The 24,004-nt window shown below is 67.6% G+C and carries 13 protein-coding genes; 7 read left to right on the top strand and 6 right to left on the bottom strand.

The window, feature by feature from the left end:
* Positions 1-76 precede the first annotated feature (76 nt).
* From ACFWGJ_RS12870 to ACFWGJ_RS12860, 3 genes are all read left to right on the top strand, one after another.
* Complete coding sequence (locus tag ACFWGJ_RS12870; RefSeq protein WP_387323156.1) at positions 77-2,236, top strand: AIPR family protein; 2,160 nt, start codon at positions 77-79, stop codon at positions 2,234-2,236.
* Positions 2,237-2,383: 147 nt separating this feature from the next.
* The gene (locus ACFWGJ_RS12865) at positions 2,384-4,621 is read left to right on the top strand and encodes a restriction endonuclease subunit M (RefSeq protein WP_387323154.1); all 2,238 of its coding nucleotides are present in this window, start codon (positions 2,384-2,386) and stop codon (positions 4,619-4,621) included.
* Positions 4,618-6,063, top strand: coding sequence for a restriction endonuclease subunit S (locus tag ACFWGJ_RS12860; RefSeq protein ID WP_387323152.1), 1,446 nt, complete (start codon positions 4,618-4,620; stop codon positions 6,061-6,063). The genes ACFWGJ_RS12865 and ACFWGJ_RS12860 overlap by 4 nt, the downstream gene beginning before the upstream one ends.
* Positions 6,064-6,138: 75 nt before the next feature.
* Here the strand turns inward: ACFWGJ_RS12860 and ACFWGJ_RS12855 are convergent.
* From ACFWGJ_RS12855 to ACFWGJ_RS12845, 3 genes are all read right to left on the bottom strand, one after another.
* Positions 6,139-6,956 (bottom strand): IS5 family transposase gene (locus ACFWGJ_RS12855; protein WP_381834339.1). Its coding sequence is split into 2 segments (ribosomal slippage): positions 6,139-6,605 and positions 6,605-6,956, totalling 819 coding nucleotides; the frame shifts between segments, so codons are not numbered across the junction.
* Between the two features lie 61 nt (positions 6,957-7,017).
* The gene (locus tag ACFWGJ_RS12850) at positions 7,018-7,227 is read right to left on the bottom strand and encodes a DUF397 domain-containing protein (RefSeq protein WP_387323150.1); all 210 of its coding nucleotides are present in this window, start codon (positions 7,225-7,227) and stop codon (positions 7,018-7,020) included.
* Positions 7,206-8,054: a DUF5753 domain-containing protein gene (locus tag ACFWGJ_RS12845; protein ID WP_381834020.1), complete on the bottom strand. Its 849-nt coding sequence runs from the start codon at positions 8,052-8,054 to the stop codon at positions 7,206-7,208. The genes ACFWGJ_RS12850 and ACFWGJ_RS12845 overlap by 22 nt, the downstream gene beginning before the upstream one ends.
* Before the next feature lie 355 nt (positions 8,055-8,409).
* On the opposite strand from ACFWGJ_RS12845, the gene ACFWGJ_RS12840 reads away from it, so the two are divergent.
* From ACFWGJ_RS12840 to ACFWGJ_RS12825, 4 genes are all read left to right on the top strand, one after another.
* Complete coding sequence (locus tag ACFWGJ_RS12840; RefSeq protein ID WP_387323148.1) at positions 8,410-8,595, top strand: hypothetical protein; 186 nt, start codon at positions 8,410-8,412, stop codon at positions 8,593-8,595.
* Positions 8,596-8,708: 113 nt separating this feature from the next.
* Complete coding sequence (locus ACFWGJ_RS12835; protein WP_387323146.1) at positions 8,709-12,920, top strand: protein kinase; 4,212 nt, start codon at positions 8,709-8,711, stop codon at positions 12,918-12,920.
* Positions 12,920-14,617, top strand: a complete 1,698-nt coding sequence (locus ACFWGJ_RS12830) for a hypothetical protein (protein WP_387323144.1) — start codon at positions 12,920-12,922, stop codon at positions 14,615-14,617. The genes ACFWGJ_RS12835 and ACFWGJ_RS12830 overlap by 1 nt, the downstream gene beginning before the upstream one ends.
* A gap of 16 nt (positions 14,618-14,633) precedes the next feature.
* Positions 14,634-20,129 (top strand): hypothetical protein, encoded by a 5,496-nt coding sequence (locus tag ACFWGJ_RS12825; protein ID WP_387323142.1) that lies wholly within the window; start codon positions 14,634-14,636, stop codon positions 20,127-20,129.
* A gap of 186 nt (positions 20,130-20,315) precedes the next feature.
* Here the strand turns inward: ACFWGJ_RS12825 and ACFWGJ_RS12820 are convergent, their stop codons facing one another.
* Genes ACFWGJ_RS12820 through deoC form a run of 3 tightly spaced genes read right to left on the bottom strand, consistent with a single transcriptional unit; the run spans position 20,316 to position 23,669 of the window.
* The gene (locus ACFWGJ_RS12820) at positions 20,316-21,251 is read right to left on the bottom strand and encodes an aldehyde dehydrogenase family protein (RefSeq protein ID WP_387323140.1); all 936 of its coding nucleotides are present in this window, start codon (positions 21,249-21,251) and stop codon (positions 20,316-20,318) included.
* The gene (locus tag ACFWGJ_RS12815) at positions 21,244-22,692 is read right to left on the bottom strand and encodes an aldehyde dehydrogenase family protein (RefSeq protein WP_387323180.1); all 1,449 of its coding nucleotides are present in this window, start codon (positions 22,690-22,692) and stop codon (positions 21,244-21,246) included. Before ACFWGJ_RS12815 ends, ACFWGJ_RS12820 begins: the two co-directional genes overlap by 8 nt.
* A 17-nt stretch (positions 22,693-22,709) precedes the next feature.
* Positions 22,710-23,669 (bottom strand): deoxyribose-phosphate aldolase, encoded by a 960-nt coding sequence (deoC, locus tag ACFWGJ_RS12810; protein ID WP_387323138.1) that lies wholly within the window; start codon positions 23,667-23,669, stop codon positions 22,710-22,712.
* Positions 23,670-24,004: the final 335 nt, after the last annotated feature.

Genomic DNA, 24,004 nt, shown 5'->3' with positions numbered 1-24,004 from the left:
GTGTCGCGTGCCGGGATAGTCTCGTGCGGTGTCCACCGGGTGACGGCGGTGGAGCGGTAGTGGACGAGGGGGATGCGTGCCGTATCCGGTTCAAGTAGCGAACCTGCGCAGGAAGCTGATCGAGCGGTTCCGGCCGTTGAACATCACGGAGGATGTCGCCGCTCGTCCTGACGAGGAGCAGATGTTCCTGAGCCGCGCGGTCGCCGCGCTCGCTGTCACGATGGTGACCGGCGGGACAGACGAGGAAGCGGCGCAGGCGATCACTGACGGGAGCGGGGACGAGGGTATCGATGCCGTGGCCGTCGAGGGCCGGGAGATCATCGTCGTCCAGGCCAAGTGGAACGCCAGGGGGAACGCCGGCTTTGGGCAGCACGACGTGTCAGCTGTCGTCGATGGGCTCCACTACCTCTTCAATCGCGACTTCGAGCGACTCGGCCCCAAGATGGCACCGCATGTTGCCGAGCTCACACGTGCTCTGGCGGCGCAGAGGCCGCGGGTGACGCTGGTCCTCGCGCTCGTGACCCGCACTGGGGTGGACCCCAGGGCCAGGAAGCGCCTGGAAGAGAAGATACGGGCGCTGCACCCCAGGAACCCGGACCTGGTCGCTCTGGAGATCATTGACCTGCCGGTCATGTACCAGGCGATCCTCGGGGAGAATGCCCAGCGGAAGGTCGACCTAGACATAGAACTGGACAGCCCCGGGCGAGCGGAGAAGCCCTTTCCTCTGTATTACGGCACTGTGCCCGCCGGGACTGTGGCCGACTGGTACGCGGGTGAGAACAGCGACGCGCTCACGGCCCGCAACGTGCGAGACGCCCTGGGCGACAGCGAAGTCAACTCCACTATTCGGAACTCTTTGATCCGTAGCCCCGAGCAGTTTTTGTACCTTAATAGCGGCATCACCCTCGTGTGCGACCGGGCAGGAAACAAGGGCGTGGACCCGCCGGACCGATGGGCGCCCATAGGTCTGCACCTCGAAGGTGCCAGCGTGATCAACGGTGCCCAGACCGGGGATGCGGTGCGTGCAGTGATGGAGTCCCACCCGGACCGCGCGGCCCGGGCCCAGGTGATGGTCCGCGTCATTTCCCTGGAGGACTGCCCCGACGACTTCGGGGACCGCATCACTATCGCGGCCAACACGCAGAACCCCATCGAGGCCAGGGATTTGAGATCCGTGGAGCAGGAGCAGACTGACCTGCGCGAGGATTTCCAGCTATCTCTGGACCTGAGGTACGTCGTCAAGCGGGGTGAGGCCGAGCCCGACGATGAGCGTGGCTGCACCATGGAGGAGGCAGCGCTTGCCCTTGCCGCTGCGCATCCGGATCCAGTCTTCGCAGCCGAGGCGAAGCGGAACCCGGCCTGCCTCTGGGAGCGGGCCCACTACCGGGCGGTCTTCGGCCCGTTGCCCACTGCCTTCCGCGTGTGGCGGTGCGTCGGCCTGCTCCGGGCGGTACGCGACGCGCTTGGCGAACTTGGTGAGCTCGACGGTGTGTCGAGCGGCCGTGTGTCGCAGGTGGCAGAGCATGCCGACCTTCTCCTCACTCACGTGTTCTTTCACACCATGGAGACGGGCGACCTGGACGCCGAGGACGGGCAGGCGTGGCAGGAGCGGCTGGCCGAGGTCCCGGCGCGGATGCGGCAGGCCGTGCCGCACATGATCGACGTCATCGGCGGCGCGTACGGGCGCACGAGCCAGGTTGTCAAGGCCGTCACTTTGCCGGAGCGTGCTACAGACGTCGCGGACAGGCTTTCCGGGCTCTTGCGGACGGCGCACCTGGCTGAGTCCGAGGCGCCGCATGGACCCGAGGCCGGCGTCGACGCGCAGGCCGAGGCGGCGCTCACATCCGAGGCGGCAGACAGGGTGCGGCAGCCGGCGGCCGGTGGGCGTAGCACACGCGCGGTCACCACGATCTTCGAGCTGGGTCTCGTCGCGGAGGACACGTGGTTCCATTTGGTGCCGGACACTGAAGCGGACCGCAAGAACCTGCCCCGCTGGATCCGGGAGGACCCGAGGCGCGGGCGTGCTAGGTGGCGCAACAGCAAGAGCCAGCCGCTGGTGTGGGAAGTGGACGGGCAGGCCTACTCCACGTCCAGCTTGGTGCGCCGTATCCGCAGTGAGGCCATGGGCAACGACCAGCAGGTGCAGGGGACGAAGTACTGGGCTGACTCGGACGGGCGCTCTCTGCTTCAGATAGCACAGGATGGTGCCGCTGCGGTGGAGGGTGCCGAAGACTGAAAACGCTGTGCCGTCGCGGATGACCCAGGAGCGGTGGCGCACAACGGAGAGGGACCGGTTTTGTGCTGCCCTAGTCTTGGGCGGTGCGCCGGATGTCACCATGTGGCGTGTATCGAGGTAATACGGGACAAGGTGGGCGCGATCGTTATGGCTGAGGAACAACTGGGCTTTGACATTCCAGAGGGGGGCAAGCGAAAGCTGGCGGCGTCCGGAAAGTCCGGTGAGGCCGACAAGCCCTCGGAGCCGCGCAAGCTCCAGGACGACGAAGTCTTCGACTACATCACCGGCGACAAGGTGGTGAAGCTCACCGAGACCGAGAAGGTGCGGCAGCGGATCGCCCGCGCGCTTGTCCACCAGTACGGCATCGACCCGCGCGACATGCAGGCCGACTTCTCGATTCCCGTGGTGAACGAGGAAAGCGGCCGCAAGACCCGGCGCCGCGCGAGTATCGCGATCTTCGAGCACGGACAGCCGCACGAGTTGCAGTACGTCCGCCGGATCGTCGTCACCAAGCCCCGCCCCAAGGACAGCCGTACCGTCTCCAAGATCCGTACCTACGCACATGCCAAGGAGCAGATCGACGAGGTCGGCGCGCTGATGAAGGCGACCGGTTCCGAGTGCAAGTACGGCATGTGGACGGACGACAAGGACCTGTACTTCATCCTCCGCGACACGGAGTCCTCGCTCTTCGAGGACGAGTACCGGCCGCTGCTGAATTGGCCGCGCGGCGACGCGACCGCCTTCGACGCCCAGGGGAACGCCTCCTCCCTCGGCACCATGCGGCGAGCCGACGAGACGATGCTCCGGTTCGCCTTCCGGCGCTGTCACAACTACATCCACGGCAACGAGGGACTGCCGAAGGATGCCGCTTTCTGGCAGTTCCTGTACGTCCTGTTCGCCAAGCTCTACGACGAGCGCCTGGTGCGCGAGGGGGAGCCGACACGCTTCTTCGTCGGCATCGAAGACGTCGCCGCCGCCTTGGAGAGCGAGGAAGGCAGCCCCGATGTCGCCAAGCGGATAAAGGCGCTCTTCGAGGAGGTCAAGGACTTCTACGCCGGACAGGAGCTGTTCAACGAGTATGACCGGCTCACCCTGACCGACGGTGCCCTCACCTTCATCACCCGCCAGCTGGCCACCTACAGCATCCACGACACCTCCCTGGATGCGCTCGGCACCGCCTACCAGGAACTCGTCGGTGACAACCTGCGCGGCGACCGCGGCCAGTACTTCACTCCGCCCGGCGCAGTACGGCTCATGGTCGAGATCCTCGACCCGCAAGAGGGCCAGACCGTCTTCGACCCGTGCTGCGGCACCGGCGGCTTCCTGCGCGAAAGCCTGCTCCACGTGCTGCACAGCAAGTGGATGCCCGAGGACGAGCAGTCGCTGTCCGTGCAGGAGCGCGCCAGGCTGGAGACCGCTCGCCGGAAGGACCTGGGCGAGCATGCCCAGGACCGGATCTTCGGCGCCGACTTCGACCCCTTCCTGACCCGGGCCGCCGCGTTCGGCGTCATGATGCTCACCGACATCGCGGGCAACACCTTCCAGATGGACTCCCTTGGATTCCCCTGGATGGGCAACTTGCCTGGCGTGAAGTTCGCCAAGAAGCACGGTAAGCGCATCTACCCGGGCCAAGTCGACATTCTGCTCACCAACCCGCCTTTCGGTACCGACATTCCCGTGTCCGGCCCGGTCCTGGACCTGTTCCGCAAGGACGAGTACGACGGGGAGAAGCGGAGCATCGCCTATAGCTGGAGCCGCAAGGAGGACGGCACCCTCAAGCGGGGCAAGCCGGCTGTGTCTGTTGCACCGGAGCGGCTGTTCGTGCAGAAGGCCGTCGAGTGGGTGAGGCCGAGCGGCCGCATCGGCATCGTCCTGCCCAACGGCATCCTGTCCAACCCGGGCCCTGACGACGAGGCGGTACGCCAGTACATCCTCGACGAGTGCTGGGTGATGGCCAGCATCGAACTACCCGTGGAGATTTTCGTCGTGGGTGCGGGCGTCAACATCCTCACCACCCTTCTCTTCCTGCAGAAGAAGACCGAGCGGGAGAAGGACGAGGAGCGGTTGCACGGAGACGCCGACTATCCGGTGTTCATGGCTGTCGCCGAGAAGGTGGGCCACGACCGGCGCGGCAACGACCTGTACGTGCGGGATGCCCGGGGTGACTACGTCGTGCGCGAGCACGAGGAGACGGACGAGATCGTCGTTCACGGTGTCGCGATCCCGCGGCAGATCAAGCGGCGCGTACTGATCCGCGACAACGACCTGATGTCCTTGCGGGAACGGCCCCCGTACCACGACCGGCCGAGCGTCATCACCGAGTACCGTGCGTTCGTCGAGAAGCACGCCGATGAACTCCCCTGGAAGAAGGGGGAGAAGGCGTGAAGCTCGCTGAGCCGGGCAACCCGGCCAGGCGCGGGTGGCTCGACAAGCAGGGCCTGCGGCTGGACGCGAAGCCCTACCTGTCGGGGGCATTCGCGACGCAGCGGTTGCTGGAGCGGCTGTCGGTGGAAAAGACGCCACTGAAGGAGGTCACGGCGGGGCACGCCGGGGGGATCTACAACGGTCCGCAGTTCCGGCGGGTCTACCTCACCGATCCCGAGCACAGTGTGCCGTTCGTGGGCAGCAAGGACATGATGGTCGCCGACTTCAGCACGCTGCCGCGGCTGAGAAAGGACGACGCCGAGTCGTCCAGCCTGCACTACCTGGAACTTGAGCCAGGTATGACGCTGATCTCTTGCTCGGGATTCAATGCCGGGAGACGGGCATACGTACGCCCGGACATGACCGGCTTCTGGTCCTCGCAGGACGTGCTCAAGGTCGTGCCCGATCCCGGCAAGATCGAGGCCGGATATCTGTACGCCTTCCTGGCCAGCCGGTTCGGGGAGGTGCTCGTCAAGGGTTCGGTTTATGGGTCGGCCGTCAAGCACATCGAACCCCACCAGATCGAAGGCCTCCCTGTGCCGCGCTTCGGCGAGGCGGTAGAGAAAGAGATCCATGATCTTGTCCAGGAGGCAGCTGTATTTCGTGCCGCGTTCCAGAAGGGGCTCTCCGAGGCGACGCGGGACCTGTTCCGGACGGCTGGCCTTGAGGATCTGCTCGATCTCAAGTGGCACGAGCAGGGACGGGACTTGGGGTTCGCGCGGTCCGGCTTGAACGCTACGACGTTGCGGGCGCTGAACTTCCAGCCGCGGGCGCAGGAGATACTGCGGCGGCTGCGGAGGGTTGAGAATGTGACGTTGGGAGAGGTGTGCGCGGGTGGGCAGCTGAGCCGAGGTCTTCGCTTCCCTCGCGTTGACGGTGAGCCGGGTGACACGTACAGCTATCGGCTGGTTGGGCAGCGGCAGGCGTTTTGGCTGCGGCCGGAGGGTCGGTGGATTGGCAAGGCGCACACGTCGGATGATGTGCTGGCCGATGATGAGACGATCCTGGTCGCAGCCCGTGGAACGCTTGGAGAGAACGAGGTGTACGGGCGTTCGGTCCTCGTGACGGGTGATTGGGGTGCCCACGCCTACTCCGAGGACTTCCTGCGGATCCGATCTGGGGCGTCGGGCTTTCCTGGTGCTTACCTGTTCGCCATGCTTCGTTCCGAGGCTTTGTTCAGGGTGCTGCGATCCTGCTCAACGGGTGGAAAGCAGCAGGACATTCACCTTGGCTTGTGTTCGGCGATTCCCGTCCCGGTTCTCACGGAAGCTGACCGCGACCGCATCGCCGAAACCGTCCGCGATGCATATCGTCAGCGCGACGAAGCCGACCGCAAGGATGACCAGGCGTTGGCGAAGCTGGAGGCGGCAGTGGTGCTGCACTCTGGTGTTGCCAACGGCTGAACCAGCAGATCGCTTGTTCCGTAGCGGACCCTGGAACCTCTTCAGGGTCCGTATCGCGTATCCGCCTTACTGTTCCTAACAAAGCCGTTGGACGTGGCGATGAGTGATCAGGCAGACGGCGAGTCCGAGGAACGCTTCGTGGACGTCGTCGCGTCGTTCCCAGCGGATGCGCAAGCGGCGAAAGCCGTGCAGCCAGGCGATCGTGCGCTCGACGACGTAGCGGAAGATGCCCAGGCCGGTGCCGTGGGGCTCGCCGCGCTTCGCGATCACCGGTCGGATCCCGCGGGCCCAGAGCAGGCGCCGGTACTTGTCGTGGTCGTAGCCGCGGTCGGCCAGCAACGCGTCGGGGCGCCTGCGCGGCCTGCCGACGCGGCCCGCGACGGGCGGGATCTTGTCGAGCAGTGGCAGGAGCTGGGTGACGTCGTTGCGGTTCCCGCCGGTCAGTGACACTGCGAGCGGGATGCCCTGCCCGTCGACGATGAGGTGGTGCTTGCTGCCCGGCCGCGCTCGGTCGACGGGGCTGGGCCCGCTTTTGGGCCCCTGCGTGCGGCCCTGACGTGGGAGGAATCGATCACCGCCCGGGACCAGTCCAGCTGGTCCTTCGACCGTAGCTTCTCCAGCAGCAGCACGTGCAGTCGGTCCCAGACGCCGGCCTCGTTCCAGGCGGCCAGGCGCCGCCAGCACGTCATGCCCGACCCGAAGCCCAGCTCCTGAGGTAGGTACTCCCATTGGATGCCTGTGTGCAGGACAAAGAGAATCCCGCACAGTGCCTGCCGGTCCGGCACTCGAGGGCTGCCCTCGACCAGCTTCGGCGCCGGCAGGGGCAACAACGGTTCGATGAGCGACCACAGTTCATCCGACACGATCCAAGGCCGCGACTGACGTTTCCCCACGACCAGACCAACGAGCAGACAAGCCCACAGTCACATGATCGGCAGCTTTTGTTAGAGCCAGTTAGAGCGAGCCGCCCTTGAGGCCGTCGATGAACCGTTGCCACGCCCTGTCGCGAAGCGTCAGGACAGGGCCGGCGGTGTGCTTGCTGTCACGGACGGGGACCGTACCAGGTAAGGCGTCAGCGACCTCGACGCAGGCGTCCCCCTGCTGGTTTCCGCTGTAGGAGGACTTGCGCCAGCGGGCAGTGTTCAGGTCCGGGGTGGCTCGCATGGCTCGTACTTCTCCATCGTCGCTTTGATCAACGCCGCGGATTCCCGCGGCGACAGGGCGCAGGCTTTCATGCGATCGTACTCTCGTAGACGTCGCAAGACGGTCTCCCGATCATCGAAGGTTTCTCCGTTCCTGGGGCCTTCTTGGTACACGGTGGTGGAGTTGTCCGGGAGCGTGAGCAGGATGAGAGTGCCGTTCATCAGGGAGCTTGCGCCTGCCTCGAACGGGACGACCTGGAGTGTCGTGTGGCGTGTGTCCACCAGTGCCAGCAATGCCGTGAGTTGCTCGCGCAGCACACCCGGGCCACCCACGGTCTGCCGCAGGGTCGCTTCACTGAGAATCCACCAACAGTCCGGTGAACTGTCGCCCCGCAGGACTTCCTGACGGCCCAGGCGGGCCGCCACCAAGCCGTCGACCTCTTTGGGGCTCAATCCCGGCTCACCTTCGATGAACAGCGCGTGCATGTATGCCTTCGTTTGGAGTAGACCAGGGATGACGCTGGCGCCGAACTCCTGGATTCGTGCCGCCTTGGCCTCTAACTCCAGGCAGTGATCGAAGCGCCGGGGGGTGTGCTCCCGCTTGATGGCGCTCCACAGTCCTTGGAACAACTCCCCTGTTCCGAAGGCCAGATCCAGCTTCTCTGAGATCGGTGGCAAAGGGAGCCGGTCCCCCGTTTCCACCCCGTGCAGGTGCGTCTTGCTGTAGTTGACGACATCCGACAGGCGGTCGAGCGAGAGGTCGGCGATCTGGCGCTGGCGGTGCAGCTCGACGCCGTAGAGGTCTCGGGCGGAACGAGTGGAGTCCAGTTCGCGGGTTGGGCGGGCCATGAAGCTACTTCCTTGTCCGTGTTGACGTGCTGTTCCTCATCCCGGGAGGGGATGCCATCACCCTGCCCACGGTAGTGACACTCGGCGACGATATGGGTGCGAACAGTGAAAGTCCGGGGCTGTGCGGCCACAACCCCCGTCACAGGAGGCACCGTTGACCCGAAGTAAGGCTGACCAGTCCACGAGGTCCACTCAGTCCGGCCGTGCGACTACTCAGGACAGTCCCGCCCGCCGAGACCCCGAAACCGTCGCCGCCGCGGCGCAAGCCCAGACCGACGCTGCCCGTGCCGCCCGCGAGCCGCACAATCTCCCCGTCGGTCAACTCGCCCACGACGCCCGACGAGAACGCCGGGGTGTGATCAAGGACCACCTTGACGGCTACGTCTGGCTGCGCCCACCCGGCGGAGGCATGGAATGGACCGCGCGGCCCGGCGAGGTCGAGCCGGTCGACGCCGACGCTCCTGAAGGCGACCTGCCGGAAGGGCTTCTGCGGGCCCGGGTCGCCATCGCCAACGCGCGCAGCCGCCAGGAATTGCTCTGACCCGCCGGGCGCCAACCGGGGCAGCCATGTTTATGCCGGACGCATTGTCAGTCGTCGGTAATAGAGTGGCTGGTGACTCGGAATCGGCAGGTGTGCTCGGGGGGTTACGACCGGTGGCGCGGATCATCCAGGTGGGGGAGCCGGTCAATGACGCCGAGCGGATGGTGCTGCGGCACCTGCGGGACCACGCTCCGGCCGAGTGGACAGTCGTGTCCAACTTCGAGCTGTCGTACGGGCACGGGCGGCAGGTCTTCGAAGTGGACCTGGCCATCCTCACGGAGCACGCGTGCTACCTCGCCGACACCAAGGGGGCGCACGGCCGGATAGAGGTGCGAGGGGCGCGCTGGTATCCGCACCGGCGGCAGCCGTATCCCAGCCCTGTCCGTAAATGCCGGGACCACGCGAAGATCGTCGGCCAGCTCCTCAGGCGGCGGTCCCGTTCCGGTGCGGGGCTCTCGGTGTGGTGCGAGCCGCTGGTCATCCTGCCCTTCGATGACGCCGTGCTGCGTGACCCTGGCGGCCTGGACGAGCCGAACACGGTCCGGCTGCGGGACCTCGTGCCCTACCTCACGCAGCACCGGCCGAGCACCAACTACCCGGTTCCGCCCATCGCCGGTGCTCACGACGACATTGTGCGGGCACTGCGGGCCGAGGCCCGTCCCATGTCCGGCTCGCGCATGTTCGGGAGGTACGAGGTCGTCGAGACCCTGGCGGAGGCCGACCCCTCGGTAGTGTCCGAAGACCCGTACGACCCATACGAAAACGTCTCGGTGTACCGGGTCCGCAAGCGCGACCAGCCGACGTCCGGGACCTACCTGCTCCAGGTGCACGCTGTCGATCCGCTACTGCCGGAGGCCGATCTGGCGGCGGCGTACACGCGTATCAGCACGCCGATCCAGGCGCACAGCCGGCTCAAGGCGAGCCAGTACATCGTCGCGTGCGTGGACGACTTCCCGGTGCACGACGAGACCGGGTACGCCGTCGTGCTGGAGGACGTACACGCCGACGCGCTGCGGGTGCGGCTCACCGACGGACCCGCGGCGCTCGGGGCGGACGCCAGGCGACGGGTGATGTCCGGGGTTCTTGCCGGGCTCGCGCACGCGCACGCCAAGCGAGTCGTGCACCGAGGCCTGACGCCCGACACGGTGCTGGTCGACCGCGACGGGGAAGCCATGCTGACCGGGTTCGACTTCGCGTACCCGGGTGAGCCGCGCGGCGCGCAGCTCACCGTGCGGCAGACGGCGCTCGAACGGCACGATGCCGCCTATCTCGCACCTGAGGTCAGGGACAACCCGGACGGGTTCTCGCCCGCTTCAGACATGTACGCGGCCGGTGCGCTCTTCCACGAGCTGTACGCGGGGGAACCGCCGGCGGCGGGGGAGAGCGACGGACTCGACGAGGTGCCGGGCCTTGAACGCGAGGTCCGGTACCTCATCAGGCGTCTGCTCGACGCCGACCCCCGGCGGCGCCCGGAAGCACGGGAGGCGATCGAGCTGGTCGACCGGCGCCGTGCGGGGCAGGGAGGCCGCCCGGGTGGGGCCGGGGAGCAGGAGGATGACGGCTCCTTCGACTGGGACAATCCGCACAATTATGCCTACTTGCCAGAAGGGTTCCGGCTCACCGAGAAGTTCCGGGTGCGGACCAAGCTCGGCCAGGGCCAGTTCGGTGTCGTCTACCGCGTCTTCAACACCCTCGACGACACGGATGAGGTGCTGAAGATCATGACAGGCGGCGGCGTCTCCGTCGAGGAGCGGCTGAGAGGGGAGTACCGCATCCTGCGGCAACTGCCCCCGCATCCCAACCTCGTGCCGCTCATCGACGCCGAGTGGCTGCCGAAGGGCGGATTCCCGTATCTGCGCATGGAGTTCGTGGAGGGGCAGGACCTGCAGGCGGTCATCGGCGGGGACGGCCGCAGGAGCGGCGGCAGAGAACGGCCGCTCGGCCCCGCCGACGTGCGGAGGCTCCTGGAAGACTGCCTCGCGGGCCTCGCTCATCTGCACGAGAACGGCGTCTACCACTGCGACATCAAGCCCAGCAACCTGCTGTGGACCCCCGACGGCACCAAGTTGCTGGACTTCAACGCCGCGGTTTCCGCCGGGTCTACGCTCACCCCGACGCTCGGCTCACCCAAATTCATCGCGCCCGGTGCCATGGGGAGGCGACGGCCCACGGTGGAGGACCTCACCGATCTCGATCTGTACGCACTTGGCGTCTCCGCCTACATGGCGCTCACCGGCGCCTACCCGTGGCGCGGACGGGAGAGCCCGCCCAAGGACGAGGAGGCCCCCGACCCTCGTGACATCGCGGGCTTCGCCGACCTGAGCCCTGCCTTCGCGGCAGTGCTCAGCCGCGCCATCTCCCCACGCCGTGCCGAACGGTTCGCCGACACCGAGGCGTTCCTTGCCGCGCTGCGTGCAGCCGGTGACGTACGCCTGACACCTCGCCTGACGGACGACGAGGGCACGACGGCAGCCGATGCTTCGGACAATGGGTCGGCGCTCGCGCTCGAAGGGGTGGGAGACAACCCCTTCGTCGCCCGTCTGCAGACGCTCTACAGCCAGAACTCCCGGACCAACTCGGGCACGCGCGGGCTCGACCCCGCGGGATTCCCGCTCTATGTCGAGACCGCCCTGGACACCGAGTTGACCAAGGCTGTTCTGCGGGGAGACCACCGGTTGGTGATCATCACCGGCAACGCTGGCGACGGCAAGACGGCGTTCCTGCAGAACCTCGCGGAGACCGCGGCCAAGAGAGACGCGGATGCCGGCCAGCACCGCCCTAACGGCTCCGATTTCACCTACCGGGGACGGCTCTTCCGCACCAACCACGACGGCAGTCAGGACGAGGGCGACACGGACAACGACGCCGTGTTGGACGGGTTCCTCGCCCCTTACCGAGGCGATGCGGCCGACGCCTGGCCCGATGGAGAGACCCGGTTGCTCGCGGTCAACGAGGGGCGGCTGACCGACTTCGTGACCCACCACGAGGACCGGTATCCGCTGCTCGCCCACACCGTGCGAGAAGGGCTGGCCACGGGACAGGAAGCCCACAGCGTGGTGGTGATCAACCTCAACGCCAGGGACGTCTTCGCCGATCCGTACGGCACCGGTTCGATCATGCGGCGCATGGTCGGGGCGATGACCGACGACCGGCACTGGGCGGCCTGCGCCTCCTGCACCCTCGCGCCCCGCTGCTACGCTCTGCACAACGCACGGACCTTCACGCACCCCACGGCCGGTCCCCAGGTCGTCAGCCGGCTCGCCGCGCTGCACCGCATGGCACAGCTCCGAGGCCGTCTCCATGTCACCCTGCGCGATCTGCGCTCCGCCCTCGCCTACACCCTCACCTCGGCACGCGACTGCGCCCAGATCCACGCCCTCTACGAGCGAGGCGCGGACGGCGCCCAGGAACGCCTCGACAGCTTCTACTTCAGCAGCTGGGCAGGCCTCCACACCGGCGCCGACGCGGAGCACGACCGGTTCCTCACCCAACTCCGCGACCTGGACATGGCCACCGTCCCCGATCCGCAGCTGGACCGCAGGCTCGACTACACCGGGCCCTCCGGCGGCCACAGTTTGATCTCCGTCGACCAGCGGGGCGGCCATGACGAGAAGCTGCTGCAGCAGTCCTTCGCCGCGCTGCCGCGCACTCCTGAACCGGGTGGCCGACAACTCGCCGCCCACCGCGCCTACCTGGGCGCGGCCCGTCGGCGATTCTTCTTCGAAAGCATCGATGACATCCGTTGGTCCACCATGCTCAGCTATCAGTCCGGTGACCACTTCCTCGGACTGCTGGACGGCACGCTTCCCGTGGAGGATGAACTCGTCCGCCTCATTGAAGCGATCAGCCGCGGCGAGGGCATGCCGTACACCTCCGATGGGAGCGGCCCGGACCTCGCCCTCCAGGTGCGGACGGTGCGCGGCGGCACGGTGCGCAGCCACCGGCTCTTCCCCGCCGGACGGTTCACCCTCGACGTCCGTACGCCCGCGGCCTCGGACTACGTGGAGAAGAGCCCCCGGGAACTGGTCATGCGCTACCGGCCCGACGATGACGGGCCGCAGCACGCCCAACTCGTCGTCCGCCTCGACCTGTACGAGCTGCTCGACCGGCTCTACCGCGGTCACCAGTCCGGTGTCGAGGACCGACAAGGCCAGAACCTTGCCCTCGCGGTCTTCAAGAACGCCCTGTCCGCGACGTCCACCCAGGAGGTGCTGCTCAGCGCCCCGGGCAGCCCTCCCTACCGGCTCAGCAGGCAGCCAGGCGGGGCGCTGCGGCTGGCTCCCGTGCGAGACGGCCGTACCGGTGATGAAAGGAGGGAGGACTGATGGCGCTACGACGCCGCGACAGCGAGTTCAAGCACCTGGGCGTGTCGTACCTGGAGTACAAGCGCGTCGAGATGGACCGGGTCCTGACCGGTTTCCTGATGCGGGTCAGCCACCGTGGACTGCCGAGCAAGATGGTGCACCGCAAAGACCTCTCGGTCGAAACCTTCGTCAAAGAGTTCACCAGTGACCGCCACACCGGTCAGTTCCCCGGCTTCGCCGAGCACAGCGACATCACCCGCCGCTGGATCGAGACCCAGCTGCTCGACATGGTCAACCGGGGCAAACCCAGCCAGGCCGTGGCCGGACTGCGCCCCCTGCACGGACTGACGTATAAGTTCCGCAACTACTACCACTCGCGTGCCTACGGCGCGGACGCCCAGTTGTACGAAATGCTGCGTCACGCACGCGGCAACCGGGGCCAGGCGGCTCTTGAGCAACTGCGGCGGTTCTTCTTCACCGGGTTGGATCCCGCCCTCGGCGACGGACCTGGGGGCTCCCGTATCGATGTGGAGACCCAGGCCGTACTGCACCTCAACAACCAGGTGACGCAGGACGCTCCGCAGCAGCTGCGAGGCTGGTACTCCGCACCCCCGCTGTGCGTCGGCCAGGCCGACCTCCTCGCCGACGACGTGCTGCGCCTGATGTCTCTCAAGGACCTGCTGCCGCGCGTCACCATGGTCGAGTACCTGAAGATCCTCTTCGCCCTGCACCTCGCACTCGGCCAGCTGAAATCGATGAAACTGCTTCCACAGGCCGTGACACGCGGTGGCCTCGACCCCGCCTGCGGTCTCGACCACTGCCCGGCCACGGGGTCGGCGGCCGATCCACTCGCCGGTTGTCCTTTCCGGGCGGGTCTATTCGTCGATGCTGCCGGAGTTCCTGGCACCTCCGCGGCAGCCCTGGCCGAACACAGTACCGCCGTATGGCTCCGGCGTATCCCGGACTTCGTACGGGCTGGGTACGTGGTGCGCAAGCTCGACGACTTCGCCGAGCACCTCGTCGGACGCGGAGAGGCGAGGCGGCCCAAGGAAGGCCACTTCAGCGCCGGAGCGGTGCTGCGCTTCGGTTCGGAGGACTACAAGGAACGGCGCGAGCGGTTCTTCACATCCCGTCTCGACACCATCCTGGAGGAGACACCGCGCGAAGAGCAGCCCGAAGCACTACGTCCCCTGCTGGAAGCCACCATGGGGATAGACCCCTTCGAGCAGTACCTCGAACTGCTGATGGCTTACCGAGGCCGCTATCACCACAAGTACATCATCGAGACCATCGACTCCCTGCTGTTGAAGAACCGGCCGGGCGCCCTCGTCGCACAGCCCCACCGCGGCAAGCGGCGCTTCGTCCTCGACAGCGCGCTGCTGGAGGTCCTGGTCCAGGTCGCGCTGCTGCGCCCCAACCCGCGCGGCAGCCGCTCCAGGTTTACGCACCACACCGTCTCCCTCCGGCTGGACGAGTTCACCGACCTGCTGCGGACGCGCTACGGCCTGTACATCGACAGGCTTCCGGCCACGGACGGCTTCGCCGCAGCCGGATTCGAGGAGGAGGCGGCACTACGCGCGAACACCGAGGCGTTCACCACGAAGCTGCGGGAGATCGGCTTCTACGACGACCTGTCCGACGCGTATCTCACCCAGGTGATCACACCGCGCTTCGTGATCGCACAGGACGGCACGGTCACAGCGGGCAGCAGAAAGTAGCGGAGAACCGATCGACATGGCACGAGGACTCACCGAGATCACCGAGAGCCAGTGGCGAGAAGCCCTGGAACAGGCGCTGTTGCCGCGCATCGCCGCCGTTCTGCGGCGGCGGGAGGCCGGCCACTGCATGCGCGTCGAGGGGCTGCGGGCCGACCTGACCACGAGCCTGACCCGAAGGCTGCGTAGGGCGGTGCCCGACGCCCAGGTGTATGTCCTCGACTGCGCTGCGCGCGAGCAGGAAGCCGACGCGACGACCATCACCAGCACCAAACTGGTGGAGTTGCGCAATCCCGACGAGACCGGATCCCTGCGGCCGCCCCTGCTCGTCTTTGTCCCGCCGGGCACCCGCGCCAGTGCCGAGGACTCGTTTTCCACCGCCACGTTCGAGGAACTGCGGCTGGCCGATGTTCATACCGCGCTCCAGCAATCTCTGCTGAGCCAGGTGCCGGAGTCGCTGCGGGCATCGGTCGCGGAACTCCTGGGCTCACCAGCGGCAGGTGGACCGGCAGGCGCTGATCCCCAGGCTGCAGTGCGGTATCTGCTCACGCTGCGGGAGAACCACCATCATCCCGAGGCGGCGGGTGCGGCTGTCCACCTGCTCGGCCTCATCCCCGACTTTCGGCTCTTCGTCGATCCGACACTGGTCAGCCGTAAAGCCGAGCGTAACCGTCGTGTGGTGGATGCGCTCAGTGACAGCGTGGCGACTTCGCGGCAGCGGGTACTGGCGCTGGGACTGCCCCGGTCCTCCGCCGAACACCAGACGTTCATGAGGCGGCTGGTGTCCTTCGCGGGGCGCACCTCGTTCGCCGAACCCCCGCAGTGGTGCCGGTCCATCGCCGTCGAACCCGGCAACTGGCCGCTGGCATTCCAGCATTGGCCCGAGGAGAACGACTACCGTACTCAGCCGATCACGGTGGACGTGGTCGAGCCGACCGCATTGCCGAAGGCCGGCGACAGTGACGAGGACCTGCGCAACCACCCTGTGCTGGAACGGGTCTTCGGTGCCCGCTACCTGCTGCCCGGCGGTCTGTCCGTGCTGCCGGTGTCCTTCACAGTGGATCCCGACCCACGTCGTATCACCGGACTCGCGCGTTTCAAGGTGGAGATCTACGCGGAGTCGGGGGGTGAGGGCGCAGAAGCGGGAGACGACAGCTCCGTAGTGGCCAGCCCCACCGGGCTCACTGTCACCGTCGGCCGCACCGCGAAAAAGGCGAACGTAAAGCTCAAGCGGGGCCGCAAAGCCACCGACTGGGAGGAGGGCTGGCATTTCGTTCGCGTCACACCGCTCGACGAGGGTGGCGACCCGATGCCCGTCGCCGGTGCGGGCACTACCCGACGGACGGATGAGAGCGACCGCTTCTATGTGGTGCCGGAAGGAGAGTTCGATGAGCCCCCAGCGCCCCGAGCTCAGCACGCGCCAGGCGTCGCCCAGGCTGTCAACCGGCTGCGCTTCACAGCGCGGGCCGACGGACGAGACCCCTCTCGCATCACGTGTCGCGACGTCACCTGGGGGAGTACCGGAGCCAGGACCCGGTCGCTGCGTGCCTCTTTCGGCCCCGGCGCACCTTTCGTCATCGACCTGCCGCATCGGCTGGTCGAGGCGCAGCAGAGGCTGCTGCGCCACCCGCACACCTTGATCGGGCCGGTCGTCGAGATCGACGCGGCGGACGGAGTCCACATCTCCGCGGAGGGCACGCTCGCGGCCTCCGTCGTGGCCGCGCCCTCGTTCACCGCGTACCTCGATGCGCGCGCCGACCTGTTCACGATGCTCATCGGTGAAGGGGCCGGGGCGGATGTGCTGGTGGTGGAGAGCGCCGACCCCCGCCCTCTGCGCGCCACGACAGAGACGTACGCGGAGACCTACCTGAACGCCCTGACGTTCTGCCTCCGGGCGCTCGACGACCCGTACGAGCGGGATGCGGACGCCCGCCGCGCAGAGCTGCAACTGCTGCTACGGACCGACACTGTTCCAGTGAGCCTGACCGACATAGACGCCAGTCGGCACGCCGCCGTACTCGTCGCCCCGACGCATCCCCTGCGGATGCTGTGGTGGAGCGGTCAGGCCGCCCTGGCCGACCATTGGCTCGCCGAAGCCGAGAGGGACGGGCGGGCCGCCGTCCTGGAACGGCTGGAGGCGTTGGAGAAGCGGCTCGCTCCCCTCGGATTCCCCCTCGCCGTACCGCTCGCCGGCGGTGAACTCACCTTCGCCGGAGGGCTACTGACGGACTATTGGCAGGTCTGCCTGTCCAGCGAGACAGAGAATCCCCGTGGCATGGTCACTCGTATCGCCACTGCACTCGGCGCGGACGGGGCCGTGGCCGGTGGTGGGGACGTGACCGGCGAGGAGCTTGCCGATCGCGTCGAGCGCTACGTACGCCTTCACCCCTACGCCGACTCTCTGATCATCAATGCGTTGGGTGCCGGGCGCGGAGAACTGCTCGCCGACATGCTCACTGCTCTCCAGGAGCGTCGGCACCTAGCCCATCTGCGCTACATGGTGCGCCTGTTCACCCCAGCGCCCGACGACCCCTGGACCGGTGCGGCCCTCACCGACCTCGTCGCGCCCGCCGACGGAGCCCGCACGGCCGCGGCGGAGGCCTTCTCCACGCCTGGCGATCCCCTCAGGCCGAAGCTGGCGGTGGTGGTGCGCAAACTGGCCGACCTTACCTCGGCGCAGGCCGAGTTCCCCGCGCACCTCACCTTCCTGTTCGCCCCGTTCGGCGGGGAGCGGTACGACATCGCGCCCGGCGGCTCGGCCGACGGCCGAACCGCCGTCCACGGTCTTGTACAGGAGATGACCAGCCACTACAGCGAAGACGGCGGATCGGCGGTCTGGAGCCGACAGCCCCGGCACGGTGCGACGGACCCCTTGCCGGGAGCGGAGGTCACCGGGGACCTTCTGGCTGCGCTTCCCACCGCGCTGTCGGCAGGCGTGGTCGCCGCCACGTCAGGTGAACCGCGGCCAGGAACCCTGCCCCAGATCAGCCTCAGCCTGGACGCGGACGACCGCTCCTTGCTGCACGACGTGCATCGCATGAGCGACTGGGTGATCACAGTGGATCGCACCCTGGGCGCCGAGTACTTCGATCACGGACGCAAGAACCGGGCCGAGTACGTCATCGACTACTCGGCATCTTCAACGGCGGGTATGAGCAGTCACGTTGTGGTCTCCTCACGGTCGGTCGACGAGCTGCGGGCACTGCTGGAGCCCGTACTGGCGGACCGGCGCCTGAGCATCGAGCAGCGCCACATCCGCACATTTTTCGACCAGTTGCGGGAACTCTCGGGAAGTCTCGCCTTCAAACTCGCGGCGCTGGGCGAAAGCGGCCGCACCGAGGTGGTGGGTCTCGCCCTCGCACGCCTGTACCTGGGAGACCGCAGCGCGCTGCGGCATCAGCTCCTGGTGCCCCTCGACGCACACCCGGAGCTGTACGGGGAGGAACAGAGGCGTTCGGCGGCGGGAGACAGCGCGGTCCGGTTGCACCGAACCGACCTTGCTCTGTTCGACCTGGACGCCGAGTGCAAGACCATCACCTGCCGATTGGTAGAGGTCAAATGCTTTACCGGTTCCGGTGGCCTGGCGTCGTTCCAGTCGACGCGGCAGCGCATCCGCACGCAGCTCGACAACACCCGACGGGTGCTCACAGCGTTGTTCGATCCGTCCGTCCGACGCAGCGACCGCCCGCTGCAGAACGTCACCCTGCGCACGCTCCTCGGCCACTACCTGTCCCGCGCAGACCGGTACGGGCTTCTCTCCCGGAAGTCCCGGGACGAGGCTCAGTGGCTCCTCGACCATCTCGACCACCGATTTGACCTGGAGTTCACGGCGAGTGGCATGGTCTTCGACCTGTCGGCAGATGGGGTCGACATTGACTGCGAGGACGGCATCGCCTATCACCGGGTCGGGCGGGACCATGTGCTGCGGATGCTGGATGAGATCGAGACCGAGTATGTGAGGGGGCCCGAGGAGGCCGAGAGCGGTGAGGACAGCGCCGAGCTGCGTTCGAGGGCTGCGGAATCTGCGGGCGCCGGACGAGCGGAGGCTGAGGCGCTGGCAGCGCTCAGGCCCCGTGAGCGTGAGCGTGTGCTGCCGGATGAGCCTGGTCCGCTTCCTCTGGACGTCGACGACGAGCCGGAGCACGGTGAGTCAGAGGGACCGGAGGTGGCGGAGATGGCGCAAGTGTCGGCCGCGCGGGGTGCTGACCAGGTCCAGCCTCGTTCGGAGCAGAGCGCCGACATGAGGACTTTCGACAAGGAGCCGGATCCGCAACCGGCGGAGGGTTCGGACCCGGGCGGAGACGACGGTGCGGGCAGAACCCCGGCGGACGTGGTGCTTGGTGTCTCTCACCTGTCACCGCAGTTCGGTCTGCTCGGGATCAGCTCAGGCCGGAAGGTCGCGATGGACCTCAACGAAACGCACACGATCAGCTTGTTCGGCGTACAGGGCGGCGGTAAGAGCTACACGCTCGGGTCGATCCTGGAGGTGGCGAGTCTGCCTGTGCCGGGCATCAATGAGCTCAGCAAACCGCTTGCGAGCATTGTCTTCCACTACAGCGAGACGTCCGACTACGCCCCCGAGTTCACCAGCATGATCCGTCCGAACAGCGACGACGGCCAGCGGGCCGCTTTGCGGGTGCGTTACGGGGCGGAACCCGCTGCCCTGACGGACGTCATGCTGCTTGTCCCCGCTGAGAACGTTGCCGAGCGCAGGCGCGAGTATCCGGACATCGACGTCCGGCCGCTGGCCTTCGGCTCGTCGGAGTTGAAGATGAGCCACTGGCGGTTCCTCATGGGAGCCGTTGGTAACCAGGCCACCTACATCCGCCAGATCGGCCGGATCATCAAGACGAACCGCGAGAATCTCACCTTGCAGACGATCCTCCGTGGCGTCGAGGCTTCCGAACTTGCCGAGCACCTCAAGAAGCAGGCCAAGGGGCGGCTGGATCTGGCGGAGAGCTTCATCGACGACACCGCGAGACTGCAGGACTTGGTACGGCCGGGGCGGCTGATCATCGTCGATGTGCGCTCCGACGACATTGAAAAGAACGACGCGCTCGGCCTGTTCGTGGTGCTCATGCAACTGTTTGCTGAAGCACAGCATGGGAGCGATCAGTTCAACAAGCTGGTCGTCTTCGACGAGGCACACAAATACGCGGACGGCGGTGACCTGGTCGCGGGGCTCGTCTCCAGCGTGCGGGAAATGCGGCACAAGGGAATGTCAGTCGTCGTCGCCAGTCAGGACCCCCCGTCCGTACCCGCCGCTCTGATTGAGTTGTCCAGCACGATCGTGCTGCACAAGTTCACCTCGCCGGCGTGGCTCAAGTATTTGCAGAAGGTGAACACCGCACTCAGCGGACTCACGGCTCAGAAGATGGCGGAACTGTGCCCTGGAGAGGCTTATGTCTGGTCGAGTAAGGCCACGGACGAGGCTTTCACGCAGGGAACGGTGAAGGTGCTGTGCCGTCCGAGGGTCACCGAACATGGCGGTGGCACCAGGACGGCGCTTGGTTGATGTTGGTGTGGCTCCGAGTGGCCCTGGTTTGGGCAGTCCCGGGGACGCCAAGGCCGCGGGCGGCGGGGTGTCCGGCACGCTGGGACAGCTCCACTGAACGAAGAGAGGGCCGCGCCTCCCCCGGACGGTGGGGAAGCGCGGCTCTCCCGCTCTGGTGGGTCGAACGCCAGCCCGGTGAAACCGCCCCTAGTAGGACGAGCCCGACGCGCCGAGCGCCCCCGTGGGGTGCCAGACCGTCTTCGTCTCCAGGAAGGCCGTGAGGCGGTCGATGCCGGGCGTGGCGAAGTAATCCACAGGCTGTGGACGGACGACGCGCTTGAGGTTGTCGGCCGCCGCGATCTCCAGTTCCCTCGCGAGTGCCTCGCCGGCGCCGGCCAGGTCGATCGCGTTGACGTCCTGGTGGGCGGCGAGCGGGGCCGCGATCTCCGCCGTACCGCCGGTGAGGATGTTCACCACGCCGCCCGGGACGTCTGAGGTGGCCAGGACCTCGCCCAGCGACAGCGCGGGGAGCGGGAACTTCTCGCTCGCGATCACGACCGCCGTGTTGCCGGTCGCGATCACCGGGGCGAGCACGGAGACCAGCCCGAGGAACGACGACTCCTGCGGGGCGAGGACCGTCACCACACCCGTCGGCTCGGGGGACGAGAGGTTGAAGTACGGGCCCGCCACCGGGTTCCCGCCGCCGACGACCTGGGCGATCTTGTCGGTCCAGCCCGCGTACCAGACCCAGCGGTCGATCGCCGCGTCCACCTGGGCGGCGGCCCGGGACTTCGGCAGACCCTCCGCCTCCGCGACCTCCCGTACGAACTGGTCCCTGCGGCCCTCCAGCATCTCCGCGACGCGGTAGAGGACCTGGCCGCGGTTGTACGCGGTGGCGCCGGACCAGCCGCCGAACGCCTTGCGGGCGGCGACGACCGCGTCACGGGCGTCCTTGCGGCTCGCGCGCGGCGCGTTGGCCAGCCACTGGCCCTTCGAGTCGGTCACTTCGTACACCCGGCCGCTCTCGGAACGCGGGAACTTCCCGCCGACGTACAGCTTGTAGGTCTTGAAGACGCTCAGGCGCTGCGGCGCGGCCTGTTCGGCCTGCTTGGCCTTCCCGGTGTTCTTCGGCTTGTCAGACATCGAGGTACGCCTCCAGGCCGTGGCGACCGCCCTCGCGGCCGTAGCCCGACTCCTTGTAGCCGCCGAACGGCGAGGTCGGATCGAACTTGTTGAACGTGTTGGACCAGATGACACCCGCGCGCAGTTTGCTCGCGACCGCGAGGATCCGGGAACCCTTCTCGGTCCAGATGCCCGCCGAGAGGCCGTACTGGCTGTTGTTGGCCTTCGCGACCGCCTCGTCCGGGGTGCGGAACGTGAGAACGGACAGCACCGGGCCGAAGATCTCGTCGCGGGCGACGGTGTGCGCCTGCGTGACGTTCGTGAACAGCGTCGGGGCGAACCAGTAGCCCGACGACGGCAGTTCGCAGGACGGCGACCAGCGCTCGGCGCCCTCCGCCTCGCCCTGCTCGACGAGCGAGGAGATCCGGGCGAGCTGCTCGGCGCTGTTGATCGCGCCGATGTCGGTGTTCTTGTCGAGCGGGTCGCCCAGACGCAGCGTCGAGAGCCTGCGCTTGAGGGAGTCCAGCAGCTCGTCGTGGATCGACTCCTGGACCAGGAGCCGGGAGCCCGCGCAGCAGACCTGGCCCTGGTTGAAGAAGATGCCCGTGACGATGCCCTCGACGGCCTGGTCGATCGGCGCGTCGTCGAAGACGATGTTGGCGCCCTTGCCGCCCAGTTCGAGCGTGACCTTCTTGTCCGTGCCCGCGACCTGGCGCGCGATGGCCTTGCCGACGGCGGTGGAGCCGGTGAAGGCCACCTTGTTCACGTCCGGGTGGGCGACGAGCGCCGCGCCCGCGTCGCCGTATCCCGGCAGGATGTTGACGACGCCCCCGGGCAGGCCCGCCTGGCGGCAGATGTCCGCGAAGAACAGGGCGGACAGGGGTGTCGTCTCGGCGGGCTTCAGCACCACCGTGTTGCCCGTCGCGAGAGCCGGGGCGATCTTCCAGGCCAGCATCAGGAGCGGGAAGTTCCAGGGGATGACCTGGCCGGCGACGCCCAGCGGGCGCACGGCGTTGCCGAAGCCGGCGTGCTCCAGTTTGTCGGCCCAGCCCGCGTAGTAGAAGAAGTGCGCCGCCACGAGGGGGAGGTCGGCGTCCCTCGTCTCCTTGATGGGCTTTCCGTTGTCCAGCGTCTCCAGGACGGCCAGTTCGCGGCTGCGCTCCTGGATGATCCGGGCGATACGGAACAGGTACTTGGCGCGCTCGGAGCCGGGCAGCGCGGACCACTTCCCGAAGGCCCTGCGGGCGGCCTTCACCGCGCGGTCGACGTCCGCCTCGCCCGCCCGGGCGACCTCGGACAGGACCTCTTCGGTGCTCGGGCTGACGGTCTTGAAGACCTTGCCGTCGGCGGCCTCGGTGAACTCACCGTCGATGAACAGGCCGTAGGAAGGCGCGATGTCGACGACGGAGCGGGACTCGGGCGCCGGCGCGTAGGCGAACGCGGAAGCCTTCGCGGAAACCATTTCGGAAGCCATGTGGATCAGTCCACCGTCACGTAGTCGGGGCCGGAGTAGCGGCCGGTGGCCAGTTTCTGGCGCTGCATCAGCAGGTCGTTGAGGAGCGAGGAGGCGCCGAAGCGGAACCAGTGGTTGTCCAGCCAGTCCGTGCCCGCGGTCTCGTTGACCAGCACCAGGAACTTGACGGCGTCCTTCGTGGTACGGATGCCGCCCGCGGGCTTCACCCCGACCTGGATCCCGGTCTGCGCGCGGAAGTCGCGGACCGCCTCCAGCATCAGGAGCGTGTTCGCCGGGGTCGCGTTGACGGCGACCTTGCCCGTCGAGGTCTTGATGAAGTCCGCGCCCGCCAGCATGCCGAGCCAGCTCGCGCGCCGGATGTTGTCGTACGTCGACAGCTCGCCCGTCTCGAAGATGACCTTCAGGCGGGCGGCGCCCGAGGCCTCCTTCACGGCGACGATCTCGTCGTACACCTTCAGGTACTTGCCCGCGAGGAACGCGCCGCGGTCGATGACCATGTCGATCTCGTCCGCGCCCGCGGCGACGGCGTCCCGCACGTCGGCCAGCTTCACGTCGAGCGCGGCGCGGCCGGCCGGGAAGGCCGTCGCGACGGAGGCGACCAGCACGCCGGAGCCGGCGACGGCGTCCTTCGCGGCGGCCACCATGTCGGGGTAGACGCAGACGGCGGCGGTCGTCGGGGCGGTGCGGTCCGTGGGGTCCGGGTGGACGGCCTTGGCGCCCAGCGCCCGGACCTTGCCGGGGGTGTCCGCGCCTTCCAGAGTCGTCAGGTCGACCATCGAGATGGCGAGATCGATGGCGTACGCCTTCGCGGTCGTCTTGATCGAACGCGTACCGAGGGAGGCGGCGCGCGCCTCCAGACCGACCGTGTCTACGCCGGGCAGCCCGTGGAGGAAGCGGCGCAGGGTGCTGTCTGACGCGGTCACGTCCGTGAATGCGTGGGCTGCGGTGGGGGCAGTGGTGGGCATGGTCACCACCCGAGCATATCTACGCGCGTAGCGGCTGTACACCCCCGGGGTGGGGGATGCGTTCGGCTGCGTTCGGCTGCGGCTCGGTGGGGGTTGTTCGCGCAGTTCCCCGCGCCCCTGAGGGGGCTGGGAACTGGTTCGCATTCGGCTGCGGCGAGGTGGGGGCTGGCCGCGCAGTTCCCCGCGCCCCTTTGGGGCGGGGGCCGGGGCGTTGTCGGCTGCGGGGCCGTGGGGGTTGCCCGCGCAGTTCCCCGCGCCCCCGAGCGGGCGCCCCCGGCCGGGAACATCGTCGGCTGCAGGAGCGCGGCGGCTGGCCGCGCAGTTCCCCGCGCCCC

It is taken from the genome of Streptomyces sp. NPDC060205 (genome assembly GCF_042728395.1).
In the GTDB taxonomy this organism is placed as follows: domain Bacteria; phylum Actinomycetota; class Actinomycetes; order Streptomycetales; family Streptomycetaceae; genus Streptomyces.
The sequence above is the reverse complement of the archived record's forward strand: the minus strand, read 5'-3'. Positions and strand labels throughout refer to the sequence as shown.